The following is a 14,955-nucleotide window of genomic DNA, read 5'->3' on the forward strand; positions in this document are numbered from 1 at the left end:
GGGCGGATGATATCCCTCATTTCCGGAAAAACAGCGTCTGCTTAATCTTGCATATGAAGATGGGTAAGGTAGTAAACATATCCCCGGCCGCAGATCAAACCGGGCTGAACGAGGAAGAGGTAGTAAACCTGCAGCGGCTGCATGGCAGGAACGTTTTCTATACAAGACAATCACGTGGATCTGTTAGCGTGCTGGTTGGAATTGTTAAGGAACCCATGTTCATTTTGCTGGTAGCATCCTGTTTATTTTATTTCATCCTTGGGAATATCAGCGAAGGATGCATGATGTTTGCCGCTATTTTGCTGGTAACTGCCATTTCACTGTACCAGGAACTGAGAAGCTCGCGGGCGCTGGAAGCATTACGGCAATTTACCGCACCGGGAACAACAGTGATACGTGATGGTAAGGAGCAACAGGTTGATACGAAAGACCTTGTTCCCGGCGATATTGTGCTGCTTAGTGAAGGAGCATTAATACCAGCGGATGGATTTATCCTTTCAGCAAGTGATCTTACCGTCAATGAATCGCTGATGACAGGGGAGTCGCTTCCGGTGGAAAAGGATGCAAGGTCTGCTAATAATTTGCTTTTTCAGGGAACAACCGTTAATACTGGTAGCTGCGTTATGAAGGTGCTGGTTACAGGTAACAAGACCGGGTTAGGAAAGTTAGGTACTGCCATCGGTGCGCCTGATATACCCAAAACCCTGTTGCAACGGCAGGTTAACCGCGCGGTTCGAAGGCTTGCTCTGTTTGGAGCTGCGGGATTTATACTGATCTGCGTTTTTAATTTTCTGAAAAACCATGACCTTACCGGGAGCATTTTGCTGGGGCTTACGCTTGCGATGGCAGCCATCCCGGAAGAGATCCCGGTGGCTTTTTCCTCCTTTATGGCGCTCGGCGCTTATTATATGTCACGCAAGGGCATTATATCGCGCCAGCCCCAGGTGATTGAATATCTTGGCGCCGTGAGCGTGGTTTGCCTGGATAAAACAGGTACTATTACAGAGAACAGGATGAAAGTGGCAATGATATATCACCACCGTTCCGGTCTGCTTACTGACATAGAACAGGGGCAAATTCCCGTCGATTCTTTCCTGCTGCGTTACGCTGCGCTTGCAAGTGAGCCCAGGCCATTCGATAGTATGGAAGTGGCCATCCTTCAGGCATACCTGGAACAGCATCCAGATCAGACGCCCTTACCTGTCATGCTGCATGAGTATCCACTGCAAGGCCGCCCTCCGATGATGACACATGTGTATCCTTATGAAGGCGCCATGATGGCAACGGCAAAAGGTGCACCTGAAAGGATCATGGCTGTTTGCCGATTGAATGCTCCCCTCAGGGAACAGCTCAAGGGCTATATTGACAATATGGCCTCCCGTGGCTACCGGGTACTGGGAGTGGCGAGCGCCATGCATTCAGGCCCATTGCCGCCTGAACAGGACCTTTTCGGCTGGCAGTTTGAAGGTTTTATAGGCCTTTATGACCCACCCAGGGAAAATGCGGCCGCAGTGATGCGCGGCTTATATGATGCGGGGATCAGCATAAAGCTGCTCACGGGGGACTATCCTGTAACTGCTGCCCACATTGCAGAAAAAACCGGGCTCCGTCATCCACGGCATATTGTTACCGGTGCAGATGTTATGGCACTTTCCGAAAGCGACTTGTTGGATACAGTAAAACAGGTAAATATTTTCGCTCGTATGTTCCCCGAAGCCAAACAAAAGGTCATCGAAGCGTTGAAGACAAATAAGGAGATCATAGCCATGACAGGAGATGGTGTTAACGACGGACCGGCGTTGAAAGCGGCACATATAGGCATCGCCATGGGCAAAAGAGGCACTGATATAGCCCGTCTCGCGGCAGACCTGGTGATTACTAATGACGATCTCGAAATGATCCCCACTGCAATTACACAGGGAAGGAAAATTTACAGCAACCTGAAAAAGGCGATCCGTTATATCATCTCCATTCATATTCCTATCATACTTACTGCGGGGCTTCCGTTGATATTGGGATGGAAATATCCTTTCATATTTACGCCCATACATGTAATTTTCCTGGAACTGATCATGGGGCCAACCTGTTCCATATTTTTTGAACGCGAACCTGTTGAGACAGGCTTAATGAACCCGGCTGCACGCCGGCAGGAGAGAAATTTGCTAAGAACGGATGAACTGCTGATAACAATTATCCAGGGAATCATGATAACAGCAGGGGTGATTTCGATATACTATGGTTATATGCAGGAACAATCCCTTGAGCTCACGCGTACTGTGGTATTCATCACACTGATAATTAGTAATATACTGCTTACCTACGTGAACCGCTCATTTACCGCTAATATTGCACAGACCATTCGTTACAGCAATAACCTGGCGCCACTGGTGCTATTGGTGTCACTATTGTTCCTTGTTGTAATTCAGCTGGTGCCGGCTGTAAGAAATATTTTTGGCCTGACCCTTATCGGTCTGCCGGATCTGCTCCTATGCACCGGAACTGCGCTGATAAGCGTAGGTTGGTTTGAAATATATAAAGTATGCCGATCTTGCCGCTTATTTATTCCCGACAGATCAATAGTGGGTGATGAAGAGCGGATAGGCTAGGGTTCTTATCAGCAGATCAGCGTGGCTGTGTCTGAAGAACCTGGATACCATGTTCCTGCCGTAGGCGCCCATCACTACCATACAACTCTTCTTCTTAAGCAGAAAAGTGATCAGCTCATCTTCCGGGTTGCCTTCTAAAGTTACATAGTCTGCATAGCTGAAATGCCTGCTTAACCATGCGGTTGCGCTTCTTTTTTCAGCAGCAGGGAGTTCGTCATTCTTCTTTACCTGGACGATGGTTCCTTTAGTGTCTGTCAGCTCCGGTAATAAATAGGTGAATTGCTTCATGGCAAATAAAGCAGAGGGGCTGCCATCGTAGCAAAACACGATCTCATCAACGTCAGTATTAATTGACGGAGCAATAACTACCGGGCATTGTGCGGCGGCCAGCAGCTCCTTTATGAAGGGACTGGGCCCATCTACGTTTCCCGGCTTATAAGAGGCAGCCGCATCGACAATGGCCAGGTCTGCAAAGCGGCTTTCATCAATGAGCCCTTTCAAAACAGGTTCCTCCATATGGTGAACGGAAGCAGGAATGCCTTTCTGATCGCAGGTAGACTGGAACAAGCGGATATGTTCTTCCATTTTTCTCCGTTTTTCATCATAATCAGGCATATCGCTTGAAAGGATCGTTTCAACATAAGGCATGCCATAAACAGTTTTCATATTTGGGAGCGTTGTGTACTGGCTGCTTTCAAAAAAGTAGCCTGCCAGTTTTGATCTGCTCATGCCGGATAATCCGCAGGCGAATTCCAGCGCATTGGGCGCAGGTGTGGAGCCGAGCACAACTAATAATATCTTTTCCATAATACCGGGTTTTCCTCAAAAATAGTATGAGCGGCTTTTACGCTTAATGACAACAGTCAGTTCTGACGCTGATTTAAACCGTTCTTCTCCGGTTGACAATAGTCATTTTCTGACTTGAGCATAATCATTCGGTCTCCCTGCTGCAGTGCCTAATTTCGCAGTAAACAAAATTCTTAAACCTGAAAAGCCCTGCCTGATATAAACGGGCAGGGCTTAAGAACAGCACCAGATAAAATACGATCAAAAGAATACCTGGATCGGCAATAGTTGTTTTACTTAAAACCTATAGAGATGAAAAAGGTACTTATTGCATTTGACAACGGGCATTTTTCAGAAGGAGCGTTTGAATTTGCCCGCAGGATGAACGAAATTGAGCCTATTTTGCTTACCGGCGTTTTTCTGCCGAACCTGGATTACAGCGAATTAACCTTTGCATATGGCGGTGCTTTGCCAGTAGTTCCTTTGATAAAGGGATTTGATCCAAAGGTTGCAGAACAGCAGCTGCTTGCTTTTCAAGCAGCCTGTGTACGCGAGCATATAGAACACAGGGTTCATAAAGACGAGAGGGATTTCGCCTTTCCGGTCTTGCAAAAGGAGACCCGCTTTGCCGACCTGCTATTGCTGGGAAGCGAAAAATTCTATGCCAATATCGGAACAGCGGCTCCGAATGAGTACCTGCGGATGGCTTTACATGAAGCTGAATGCCCGGTGATCCTGGCGCCCGAAAAGTTCGCGTTTCCGCAAAGTAATGTATTGGCTTATGACGGCAGTGATGACGCTGCATTTGCTATTAAAAGCTTTTGCAGCCTGTTTCCCGCATTCTGCACGAACGCCACCATATTGGTATATGCCAGCGATAAGGATATGCCGGAAATACCTGACCTGGACTATATTAAAGAGTTGTCTGCACGGCATTTTAATGACCTGAGGTTGCATGTACTGCAGGCAGACCCCAGGAAATATTTTGATACCTGGATCAGTGATATGAATGATCCGATCCTTGTATGCGGCTCTTTCGGCCGCTCCGGCATCTCACAGCTATTCAGGCGTAGCTTTGTTTCAGAGGTGATCAGCGATCACAGTGTACCGGTATTTATTGCACATCGTTAGTTGTTTACGGATTAATGCACTCAAAAAGAAGGGTGATCGTGCGGTTGGATGCGGTACAGTAAGTTTGATTTATCACTTATCAGTTGTAATTTAAGCTGCAGACTATTCATCAATCACCAGGCATTGTTTGCCGGCTTGTATTGAAACCAGCAAAATTATATTCCATGAAAAGAAGAACACTGATAAAAGGTTTAGCCACGGGTCTGTCATCCATCTATTTATCTAATGTTTATGTACGCAACCTGATGGCTTCCCGGCCGGAACGCCTGGTGGCCGCGGGGCCATTTCAGCCTACCTGGGATTCGCTGGAGCAGTACCAGGTACCGGACTGGTTCCGTGATGCAAAATTTGGAATCTGGGCCCATTGGGGACCGCAATGCCAGCCCGAACATGGCGACTGGTACGCCCGCGGTATGTACCAGGAAGGCAGCGACCATTATAAGTATCATTTACAGAAATACGGTCACCCCTCGAAATTTGGTTTTAAGGATGTAATAAACGAATGGAAAGCAGAGAACTGGAATCCGGGAGAATTGCTTGCCTTGTACAAAAAAGCCGGTGCCAGGTACTTTATGGCCATGGCCAATCACCACGATAATTTCGACCTGTACGATAGTAAATATCAGCCATGGAATGCTACTAAGCTGGGGCCCAAAAAAGATATTATCGGTGGCTGGGCAAAAGCCGCTAAGGAGCAGGACCTGCCCTTTGGCGTAACGGTACATGCCTCCCATGCCTGGACCTGGTACGAAGTGGCACAGCGTTCAGATAAAAGCGGTCCTTATGCTGGCGTGCCGTACGATGGTAAGCTCACAAAAGCAGACGGCAGTAATAAATGGTGGAATGGTTATGATCCACAGGAATTATATGCTCAAGATCACGCTTTAAGTAAAGATAGTCTTGATGACAATAGCATGGGACGACATTGGGAATGGGGTGATGGGGCAAGTGTGCCTGATAAGGCCTACTGTGATAAATTCTTACACCGTACCCTTGAGCTCATTGATAAATATGGGCCCGAGCTTGTCTATTTTGACGATACTGCACTGCCGCTTTGGCCCGTAAGCGATGCCGGGTTAAAAATAGCGGCGCATCTTTATAATACCAGCATAAAAAAGCACGGAAAATTGCGGGCTGCCTTGTTTGCCAAGGTGCTGAATGAGCAGCAACGCAAATGTATGATATGGGATATTGAGCGCGGACAAAGTAACCAGATAGAGCCCCTGCCATGGCAAACCGATACCTGCATCGGTGGCTGGCATTATGACCGCCGCATATTTGATAAAAAAGGCTATAAAAGCGCTAAAACAGTGATACATACGCTGGCCGATGTGGTAAGTAAGAATGGCAATCTTTTACTTAATATTCCCGTACGTGGCGATGGTTCCATCGACAGCGAAGAACGAGCCGTTGTAGAACAGGTAGCTGAATGGATGAAGGTTAACAGTGAAGCGATCTATGGTACACGTCCCTGGAAAGTATTCGGGGAAGGGCCGGCCATGGAAAAGGTGGTAGCTTTGAACGCACAGGGTTTTAACGAAGGGAAAGGCAAGCCATTTGAAGCGGAGGATATTCGTTTTACCACGAAGGGCAAAACACTTTATGCCGTGATGTTGGGCTGGCCGGCGGATAAAACTGCAGTAATTAAAACGCTGGCTGTAAATAACCAGGTGGGGAAAGTTGCCCAGGTAAGCCTGCTGGGAAATGACAAGCTGAATTTTCAGCAAACAGCTGAAGGATTAAAGGTGCAGCTGCCTGAAGAGCCGCCATGCAAGAAAGCATTTGTGCTAAAAATTGAAGGCGCGATCGTATAGGATAGCAAGCGTAATGATGGAACTGCAAATATGTAACGTATAAAAATTAACGGCGGTGATTTTTAAACTTTTTCAACCGCTAAATTTCATTTCTTTACAATACTCAAAGCTGCTCATAGCAGCATCTATGGAAATACCCACGTTTAATGAAAAAACTGTACGGCATGAAAAAAGTAATTTTTAATCTTTTCATTTTATTGTTGTTTGCCATACCCGTTGTTGCACAAAACATCATAGAACATGCACCCCCGGGTTTTGATTCCCTGCGTAACGGCATACCGCACGGCCGGATTGATACCATCAGCTATAATTCCGTATCGGTAGGCACTACCCGCAAAGCGCTGATATATACACCGCCGGGATTTGCCAAGGGGCGTAAATACCCGGTGTTATACCTTTTGCATGGCATAGGCGGCGATGAAAAGGAATGGCTGAAGGGCGGCACACCCCAGGTAGTGCTGGACAACCTTTATGCCGAAGGGAAGATTGAGCCGATGATCGTTGTTATGCCTAACGGCAGGGCCATGAAAGATGACAGGGCCACCGGTAACATTATGGCGCCAGACAAAGTACAGGCATTTGCAGATTTTGAAAAGGATCTGCTGAACGATCTCATTCCCTATATACAAAGGAAATATCCTGTATACACAGACCGGGAGCACCGGGCTATTGCCGGCCTGTCAATGGGAGGGGGGCAGTCATTGAATTTTGGCCTGGGTAACCTGGACAAATTTGCGTGGATCGGCGGTTTTTCATCCGCGCCAAACACTAAAGTACCGGAGCAGCTGGTACCGGAACCCGCAGCGGCCAGGCAAAAGATAAAACTGCTCTGGATCTCCTGTGGCGCCAGTGACAGATTGATCACTTTCAGCAAACGCACCCATGATTACCTGCAAAAAAACAATGTGCCGCATATCTATTACATTGAACCGGGCGTGCACGATTTCAAAGTGTGGAAGAACGGGCTGTATATGTTCTCACAGCTGATCTTTAAACCGGTGGATACGGCTACCTTCTCAAAATATCCCGTTGTGGGTGCGCCTGCCGCCACCAATGTACGAAATGCAAAGTATCCGCAGATTCTGGCTGACCACCGCGTTGTTTTCCGCGTTAAGGCGCCGGAAGCGCAGCAGGTGCAGGTTGACCTGGGCCGCAAGTACGATATGGTAAAAGACACCGGTGGTATATGGACGGCAACAACAGATTCTATTGGTGAAGGATTTCACTATTATTCCCTGCTGATAGATGGTGTTGCCGTTGCAGATCCGGCCAGTGAGACTTTTTATGGTATGGGAAGAATGGCCAGCGGTATTGAAATACCCTTTGACGGCGGCGGCTATTATGCCATAAGGGATGTGCCGCATGGAGATATCCGGATCAAAAAATATTTTTCAAAGGTGACCGGTTCCTGGCGGCAGTTTTATATCTATACCCCGCCCGGTTATGATGATAATATAAACGAAAAGTATCCCGTGCTTTATATTTTGCACGGTGGCGGTGAAGATGAAACCGGCTGGGCCAGGCAAGGCAAAACGGACCTGATCCTGGATAACCTGATCGCTGCAAAGAAAGCGCCGCCCATGCTGATTGTTATGCCCGACGCCAATATGGGTGTCTCTTCTTTTGATGAATCTGCGCTGAAGGCATTTGAAACTGAACTAAAGGATGTTATTATTCCCCTGGTAGAAAAGAGTTATCGTGCTGAAACCGGTGCGAGTCACCGGGCCTTAGCCGGTTTGTCCATGGGCGGCATTCACACGCTTTACACCGGTATTAAGCATACGGAGCTGTTTTCCTACCTGGGCGTGTTCAGCTCGGGTTGGATACCGTCCCGGCAAAGTAGTATTGCGGAGGCACAATACAATTTTATGAAAACCAATGCCGCTATGATCAATAGCAACCTGAAATCGTTCTGGATTGCCATGGGCGGAAAGGAAGATATTGCCTGGAAAAATTGTCAGCTGATGATGGCAAAGCTGGATGAGCTGGATATTAAGCATACCTACAGCGAATACCCGGGCGGGCATACCTGGCCGGTGTGGCGGAATAACCTGTTTAACTTTGCGCAGCTGCTTTTTAAGTAAATATCATTATAATAAAAGTATGATCTCACGTGAACAGGCACAACCCGATGGCGGTATAAGTAATCTTACCTTTTAGTTTCCAGAAATGGTTTTTAAGCAAAGAATGGTATATTGCTGGCTTTATCTAATTAGCTATCGTTCTCATAATAAACCAGCACTACTATGGAACAGGAAAAAGAGACGAAATGGTACCGGCTACTTAAGCTCACGATTGCCCGCCGGTTCAATCTGCACCTGGACAAAGCCGATGAAGATGAAGTAATCCTGTCTATCAAAAAGAATTCTGACTTCATTGGCGCTAATTTGTGGACTTTAATATTTGCCATATTCATCGCATCCATTGGCCTGAACGTCAATTCAACTGCAGTGATTATCGGTGCAATGCTGATTTCTCCACTGATGGGGCCCATTATGGGCATAGGACTGGGAATTGGGATCAATGATTTCGAGTTGGTCAAGAAAGGGATAAGAAATCTCCTGGTCGCAACGATCATCAGTATTGCAACATCCACCCTTTACTTTTTAATCACTCCTTTGCACGAGGCACAAAGCGAATTGCTGGCGCGCACAACGCCATCGGTATGGGACGTATTTATTGCGTTTTTTGGCGGACTGGCGGGCATCGTTGCCGGCACACGAAAAGAAAAAAGCAATGTGATCCCCGGTGTAGCTATTGCAACGGCTTTGATGCCACCCCTTTGCACAGCCGGATATGGAATAGCTGCCGGCCATATATACTATTTTCTGGGTGCATTATACCTGTACTTTATAAATAGCGTATTTATCTGTATCAGCACTTTCCTGATCGTCCGATTTTTGAGATTTAAAAAGAAAAGCTTCGAGGACAAAGCATACGAGAAAAGGATCGGGCATTATATCTTTTTCATAGTCCTGATAACTTTATTGCCAAGTATTTACCTCGCTTACCGGATCGTTCAGAAAAGCATTTTTGAGAGCAATGCACAAAAATTTGTAAGGGAACAATTTCAATTTAAAAATACACAGGTAGTCAACAAGAATTATAAGTATAATCCAAACAGCAACGAAATTGAATTGCTGCTGATAGGTTACGAGTTAACGAAGCAACAGATCGATACTATCGGCAAAAGGTTGAAAAATTATGGGTTGTATCGTACTACACTCAATATTAAACAGGGATTGAATGCCAAGCAGGAAATAGACCTTTCCCAGATCAAAGCGAGTATTTTGGAAGATGTTTTTAAGAAAGATAGCTCTATACAGGCTTCCGCCCCCCGTGGGCAGGAAATTAATGCCCCGTATCCGGATATTGCGAAAGAGATAAAGGCGCTCTATCCCAATCTGAATTATTACGCAATATCCGATATGATTATACATCGTGCAGATACCTTACCGCGGGATACTGTAACGATGGTCGTAGCTAATTTTTCGCGTCCTGCAAGCAGTGCGGAAAGAAGCCGTTTGAATGCCTGGTTAAAAATGCGTTTGGAGGTAGATACTGTTAAGTTAGTTGTAGACTAATCACCGGTTCAGCTTTCTAATAAGTCTTCCGATGAATGATTGATTGCGACACACTTGCTCCTCAAAGGAATATTCAGATAATGTTGTAAACCTTGCTTTGGAAGCAGGCTGACTTCTTTTTGTCGCTGTGCTGGTAACGCAACTAAGATATCTTGTCAACACAATTTTAAGATATTAGGCCTGGCCGATAGGCAAATTGCAGACATATATTTACGTTCTTAAAACGCTAAAAAAGCTCCCGGAGGTTACTGGAAACAAAAAAGCACTTACGACAATTCGTAAGTGCTTGATTTAAAGTCGGGACGACAAGATTCGAAATATCCCTGCTAATTATATTATTTCCAACAAGTTACGACGATTTTCATATCATGAACTCACGGATTGACTCACGGTTTAGTTTTCTAAAGAACTGATGCAAAGGTAATCATTTGCTATTAAAAGAGAATTATGGTGTTTGTTTCTGATTTAGTCGGATAATCTTTTCCAAATATCCATCTTCTGTTGTACCAGCATCATGTCCATACCTACCACCGGGTTACTGGTTCGTGTGTAGATCATAGTACTTTCAATTTTTTCGTGTCCAAGCATTTCTTGGATGGAAGTAATGGGGACACCTTGTAAAAGGGTAACCGTTGTCGCAAAAGTATGACGAGCCATATAAAAGTGAAGTGGCATTCTAAATTCACAGATTTCACCGATAATTTTAAGGTTGTCGTTTAAATCTTTGTTAGTAACAAATGGGAAAACTGTATCTCTTAGGATATCTCCTTCCTTCAACTTATATTTTCTTATCAGTTCAATAGCGGGACTGAGTAAAGGCACATTAGCAGAAACATTGCTTTTGACTCGGGTGTAGGTTAGCCAAGTTAAACCGTCGATACCAGAGTATATTTGGTGCGGACGTAAGCGTTGCATATCTATTGGTGCCATGCCAGTATAACAACAAAACACAAAAAGATCTCTTACTAGGTTTAACATGGGGCGTTGCAATACCTTGTTTTCAAGAGTCTTTAGCTGCTCCCAGTGTAATATCTCACTTTCATGACGTTTTATTTTTATTTTATAAGAGGCAAAGACATCACGGTCAACAAACCGCATTTCGTACGCCCAGGCCATTATCTTTTTTAACCGGGCCATATGTTTCATACAACCATTACTGTGGCAAGGATTATTAGGCTTCAGCGGATGATTCAGAATGTAAGTTTTCAGTTCATCAATAAAGGCATAGGTAAGATGTCTCAAAGGGACATCTCCAGATTTGTATTTTATCTTGCAAAAAGCTTCAACGTAGGACTTTGTGGCCTTATAATTTTTGAGGCTACCCTTTTCAATTTCTTTTTCATATTTAGTGGTTGCCTTGTCGATCAGTTGTAGAAGGGTGTAATGTGTACTTTTTCGATCCAGGTAAATATTCCGCACATTTTCTGCACTCAGTATTCCTGCATTAAGTTCAAGATCAAGGCAGATGTTTAACAGTTTTGACTTAACAGTATCCAAATAAAGGGATAGCATAATCAGTTCATCATTTTTTTCTTTCGGCCTTCCTTTTCCTTCATTCCAATCGTCCTTTTTTAAACCGCTTCTAATACATAATTCTCTAACTGTGCCACCTGCTTTAATGCAAGCATAGATGCTATAATCTTTTGTTTTGTTTTTATTTTGGCGAATATAGAAACTGACGCCAAAATTGTGATGACGTTTCATTACTATTGTTTTAGGGTTAAGAAATATTTTAACCTCGAAGTATTACGTGATAGCAAAGAGTAAAGGTCAGAAAACTAGTTAGAATATGCGACAAAATAATCGAATAGCGATACATTGCTGACGGCAATGATTAATCGACTGTTTGGCAGCCATACACGAGTTTGCATTAGCAGCAATATTAGTAAGCATGCATTTTCCAAAGAATTATTCCGATACTTTGACGGTAAACTTTTTTTAATACGATTTTGAAAATATCGAACGAACAATTGTTCAACCTAACAGAGTTATTGCGAGATTCCTATAAAAGCGTCAATATTGGAGAATTTTTATTTTGGCATAGTGTTTCCTAACACAATTAGGAGAAGGATTGACCGATTACCTTAACCAGCCAGAAATATCGACAATCGGAGAAGTCCCTATATAATGATTTGGTAACCATGAAATAATTCAACATTTAAATAATACCCAAAAGTAGTAACTGCTGTCAGATGGGAACAACTGGAGATTTTAGGTCCCAATTGTTAGCTTTTAGGCATTGTCGCCTTGACAAGACAAAGTCCGAGCCTTTTTCTATTGACTCTAAGGCATCTTTCAAAGATAACTATTTGAAGATTAATATAATTTGATGTTCAATCAACCATATTTACATTTTTAGCGGGTTCGACAGATAGAGCCTCAAACAATTTGCCCATTTTGTCCCCAAATGAGCTTTTATTTGTCGTTACTTCCAACCAAAATCGTTATTTTGCAGAAAATATGCAAAAAACACTACATGATACTAAGGTTAGAGTTTGAAAACTTCCGTTCGTATAAGGCGCCTGTTAATCTGAGTTTAGTGGCTGAAGGATCTAAAGCAAAAGAACAGAATGTTGTCTTGCAGAGGATCAATAAAGGTACAAGTGAAGAGCAGGAAAGAATATTGAAGATGGCTGCCATATATGGAGCCAATGCTTCTGGCAAATCTAATTTGATCCGCGGTGTACGGGAGATATTATCATTTGTGTGCAACCCTTTTATCGTCGCAGGCCAACCGATAGATGCATGGTCGCCTTTTCGATTTGATATTAATACTTACGAAAAGCCGGTGCGATTTGCAATTGACTTTATTGGTCCTGATGATGTCCGTTTCAAATATGAGATCAGCTTTGGTTTTAATACAGTATTTGCTGAAACGCTTACCTATTGGCCAATGGGCAAACCGGTCGTTTTGCTTCAGAGAGAAATTGAAGAGTCAAGCAAAGAGTTAATCCATAAGTTAAAATACAAAAGCGGTAGAAAAGAGCAACAATTGGACCTTTTTCAAAATCAGGCAGGGCTCTCCAAATTTGGTAGTGATGTGGCTGATGAATTTATTTCTAAAATATTTGTCTATTTTAGAAGTATCGCGGTAGTTACTCCGCTGCAACTTGGTGCCTCTCCGAGTCAGAGAGATTCCTTAGGAAGGCAACTTGTTAATGATGACGTTTTGTTAAAAAGGCTCAACGAGTTGTTACGTTTTGCTGATACTGGCTTAAAAAGTTTGAGGATTGCCACGAAGGAAAAGGAGGGGGTGACCTATCGACTGGGCAATGGGAAAATGGAGCCAACAAAGCGAATTAGCTTTGACATTAGTGCTACCCATCCGATGTTTCATGATGGTGAATCGCTTGACCAGGAAGGTAGCCTTCCACTTTCAGAAGAATCGAATGGCGTAAGAACATTATTTACCTTTGGGGGAAGGATATTAAGAACGCTTCAAACAGGCGGGATCATCTTTGTAGACGAGTTGGAAACGAGCCTTCATCCATATTTATCTAAACTGCTGGTGCTGCTTTTTCAGAGTGAGCGAATTAATAAAAAGAACGCCCAAATTATCTTTACTACTCACGATACAAACTTACTGGACCGGACTATCTTTCGTAAAGACCAAATATGGTTTGCGGAAAAAGATGAGTGTGGAGTTACAGAGCTATATTCTCTTCAAGATTTTCCCGATGTAAGAGAAGATACTCCATTTGACAAATGGTATTTGGCCGGCAAGTTCGGTGGTATTCCTGATATTCAATCCATAGAATCGCTTTTTGAAGATATTTAATGGCACGTCAATCCCAGTATACAGTGTTGATCATCTGTGAAGGTGAGAACACAGAACCACAATTCTTTAATGCTATCCGCGATCGCATCCTACAGGGGCATTACTCGATAGGTGATATTGCGATTACTATTCATCCCGAGCCAAAGGAGCCTGAGAATAAGAAAAGCAAAGAACAAGAAGAAGAACGGGTTGAACAGAAGGATTATGTGCGCCAAAGAAAATCAAGGTCGCTTTTGCCAGGCAAACCCCTTCCTCCCGAGATTCCCGGCGTGCCACCTCTCAAATGGGTATTGGCGGCACAAGACCAGCTAAGGGATGGTACCTATAATGAGGCGTGGGTGGTCTTTGACAAGGATAATCACCCAGCTGTTGAGCAGGCGTTCATCGCAGCAGCTCAGAATATCAATGGTAAGCAAGTACAAATAGCTTACACCAGTATTGCGTTTGAGTATTATCTGCTGCTTCACTTTGAACGCTATTATTTTTCATTTAGTAAATCTGAGTGCCGAATAGGTGACGTTGTACTTAACTGCTCGACGAATGGTGCAGATCCACGTGAGTGTGCCGGCGCCAGGTGTGTTGGTGGTTATGCCCGACAAAAACATTATTGGACCGAAAGTAAGAGTGGCACATCAATGTTTCCTTTGGTGGAACCGTTGCTTGAAACAGGTTTTTGGAATGCCGCGTGGATACGTCATGAAAGTCAGCTGCGAGAGAGTACGGTGCCCATACATGAACGGAATCCGTTCCTTACGACGGATAGTATTGTGAAGAGACTCACGGGTAGAACTGAACATCACTATGAATTTGTTCAGCTGGGCCAGGAGTTTATCATAGAAGGGCGATTGAGTATTGTCTTTGATGTCGACCTTTTAGTGAAGGTTACCAATATCGGCAGTGTTGGAATTGTTCTTCCTTCTCATTCTATCACGGTCACTATGCTTAGCACCGGAGTACAACACACCCTGGGCGAAAGAAAGGTTATTTTCGCAGGCGACCAAGCGAGTCTGCCTTTTGCCGTTTCCGCCGAAGAGCTTTCGCAAGCAGTCTTTACTTTTACTATCGATACGGTTCATTTGGGGCTTAAGCTCTAAACCAGAAGTTAGGTATTAGTTTCCAATCAGAAATGCTATGTTCTTAGGTTGGGCGATCTAGTTTCTGAATCCCTGCTGTTTCGTCTCCGCTCTGGCGCTGTCTTTTTCTGTTTCCATTAGCTCTTATTGTCGCTGCAGTGTAACTAGAAACTCACAACAGTG

9 protein-coding genes are annotated in these 14,955 nt (G+C 44.3%); 7 read left to right on the forward strand and 2 right to left on the reverse strand.

Going from position 1 to position 14,955, the window contains the following annotated elements:
• The first annotated feature begins 53 nt into the window (after positions 1 to 53).
• The gene (locus Q0577_RS05115) at positions 54 to 2,606 is read left to right on the forward strand and encodes a cation-translocating P-type ATPase (RefSeq protein WP_298733411.1); all 2,553 of its coding nucleotides are present in this window, start codon (positions 54 to 56) and stop codon (positions 2,604 to 2,606) included.
• On the opposite strand, the gene Q0577_RS05120 is transcribed toward Q0577_RS05115, so the two are convergent.
• Entirely contained in the window at positions 2,574 to 3,413 is an 840-nt protein-coding gene (locus Q0577_RS05120) for a universal stress protein (protein WP_298733412.1), read from the reverse strand. The two genes, Q0577_RS05115 and Q0577_RS05120, sit on opposite strands and share 33 nt — an antisense overlap.
• Positions 3,414 to 3,704: 291 nt before the next feature.
• Between Q0577_RS05120 and Q0577_RS05125 the strand changes: the two genes are divergently transcribed.
• From Q0577_RS05125 to Q0577_RS05140, 4 genes are all read left to right on the forward strand, one after another.
• Positions 3,705 to 4,523 carry a universal stress protein gene (locus tag Q0577_RS05125; protein ID WP_298733413.1) on the forward strand — a complete coding sequence of 273 codons (819 nt, stop codon included), beginning with the start codon at positions 3,705 to 3,707 and terminating at the stop codon, positions 4,521 to 4,523.
• 164 nt (positions 4,524 to 4,687) lie between these two features.
• A complete protein-coding gene (locus Q0577_RS05130; protein WP_298733415.1) occupies positions 4,688 to 6,337 on the forward strand; it encodes an alpha-L-fucosidase in 1,650 nt (549 codons plus the stop codon).
• A 164-nt stretch (positions 6,338 to 6,501) separates the two neighbouring features.
• A complete protein-coding gene (locus Q0577_RS05135) occupies positions 6,502 to 8,421 on the forward strand; it encodes an alpha/beta hydrolase-fold protein (RefSeq protein ID WP_298733416.1) in 1,920 nt (639 codons plus the stop codon).
• A gap of 162 nt (positions 8,422 to 8,583) precedes the next feature.
• Complete coding sequence (locus tag Q0577_RS05140; protein ID WP_298733417.1) at positions 8,584 to 9,921, forward strand: TIGR00341 family protein; 1,338 nt, start codon at positions 8,584 to 8,586, stop codon at positions 9,919 to 9,921.
• Between the two features lie 465 nt (positions 9,922 to 10,386).
• Here the strand turns inward: Q0577_RS05140 and Q0577_RS05145 are convergent, their stop codons facing one another.
• The gene (locus Q0577_RS05145) at positions 10,387 to 11,625 is read right to left on the reverse strand and encodes a site-specific integrase (protein ID WP_298733418.1); all 1,239 of its coding nucleotides are present in this window, start codon (positions 11,623 to 11,625) and stop codon (positions 10,387 to 10,389) included.
• A gap of 772 nt (positions 11,626 to 12,397) precedes the next feature.
• On the opposite strand from Q0577_RS05145, the gene Q0577_RS05150 reads away from it, so the two are divergent.
• Positions 12,398 to 13,699, forward strand: a complete 1,302-nt coding sequence (locus Q0577_RS05150; protein WP_298733419.1) for an ATP-binding protein — start codon at positions 12,398 to 12,400, stop codon at positions 13,697 to 13,699.
• Positions 13,699 to 14,793, forward strand: coding sequence for an RloB family protein (locus tag Q0577_RS05155; RefSeq protein ID WP_298733420.1), 1,095 nt, complete (start codon positions 13,699 to 13,701; stop codon positions 14,791 to 14,793). Before Q0577_RS05150 ends, Q0577_RS05155 begins: the two co-directional genes overlap by 1 nt.
• Positions 14,794 to 14,955: the final 162 nt, after the last annotated feature.

Source organism: uncultured Chitinophaga sp. (assembly GCF_937898475.1).
Lineage (GTDB): Bacteria > Bacteroidota > Bacteroidia > Chitinophagales > Chitinophagaceae > Chitinophaga.

Coding starts and splice junctions, on each gene's coding strand:
- Q0577_RS05115 (WP_298733411.1), top strand. CDS start 54: ATGAAGATGGGTAAGGTAGTAAACATATCCCCGGCCGCAGATCAAACC.
- Q0577_RS05120 (WP_298733412.1), bottom strand. CDS start 3,413: ATGGAAAAGATATTATTAGTTGTGCTCGGCTCCACACCTGCGCCCAAT.
- Q0577_RS05125 (WP_298733413.1), top strand. CDS start 3,705: ATGAAAAAGGTACTTATTGCATTTGACAACGGGCATTTTTCAGAAGGA.
- Q0577_RS05130 (WP_298733415.1), top strand. CDS start 4,688: ATGAAAAGAAGAACACTGATAAAAGGTTTAGCCACGGGTCTGTCATCC.
- Q0577_RS05135 (WP_298733416.1), top strand. CDS start 6,502: ATGAAAAAAGTAATTTTTAATCTTTTCATTTTATTGTTGTTTGCCATA.
- Q0577_RS05140 (WP_298733417.1), top strand. CDS start 8,584: ATGGAACAGGAAAAAGAGACGAAATGGTACCGGCTACTTAAGCTCACG.
- Q0577_RS05145 (WP_298733418.1), bottom strand. CDS start 11,625: ATGAAACGTCATCACAATTTTGGCGTCAGTTTCTATATTCGCCAAAAT.
- Q0577_RS05150 (WP_298733419.1), top strand. CDS start 12,398: ATGATACTAAGGTTAGAGTTTGAAAACTTCCGTTCGTATAAGGCGCCT.
- Q0577_RS05155 (WP_298733420.1), top strand. CDS start 13,699: ATGGCACGTCAATCCCAGTATACAGTGTTGATCATCTGTGAAGGTGAG.